Source organism: Rhizobium sp. CBN3, from assembly GCF_030518245.1.
GTDB lineage: Bacteria > Pseudomonadota > Alphaproteobacteria > Rhizobiales > Rhizobiaceae > Rhizobium > Rhizobium aethiopicum_A.
In genome coordinates this window covers 1-633 of record NZ_JAULSE010000090.1, presented here as the reverse complement: position 1 = coordinate 633, position 633 = coordinate 1, and the positions used below count along the sequence as shown (strand labels likewise).

The 633-nt window shown below is 61.9% G+C and carries 1 protein-coding gene; it reads left to right on the top strand.

What is annotated here, in order from left to right:
• Window positions 1-633: calcium-binding protein (locus QWJ46_RS31070; RefSeq protein ID WP_302756375.1), on the top strand; the 633-nt coding region annotated here is incomplete at both ends.

Sequence of the window (633 nt, the reverse complement as noted above, 5' to 3'; positions counted from 1 at the left end):
CGGAGGCGGGGCCGACAGCTTGATCGGCGGTGAGGGTGACGACACCTATGTCGTCGACCATGGCGGTGACATCGTCACGGAAGCGGCCGATGCGGGAACCGATACGGTCCGCACGACATTGGCAAGCTATACGCTCGGCAGCGATCTCGAGAACCTCACCTATATCGGCACGGTGGCCTTTGCCGGGACGGGCAATGATCTCGACAACACGATATTGGGTGGCGTGTCCAACGATACGCTTTCCGGCGGTGTCGGCAGCGACACGCTGAATGGCGGAGGCGGGGCCGACAGCTTGATCGGTGGTGTGGGCGACGACACCTATGTCGTCGACCATGCCGGCGACAGCGTCACCGAAGCTATCGGCGCGGGAACCGACACGGTTCGCACGACGCTGGCGAGCTATACGCTTGGCGGCAATCTCGAGAACCTCACCTATATCGGTACGGGAACTTTCATCGGGACAGGCAATAGCTTCGCCAACACCATTCTGGGCGGGGCAGGTGCCGATACCCTGGACGGGAAGGCCGGTGCGGACAGCTTGATCGGCGGTGCGGGCAACGACACCTATCTTGTCGATGACGTTGGTGACGTGGTCACCGAAGGGCTGAATGCAGGCACCGATCTGATCAAGAC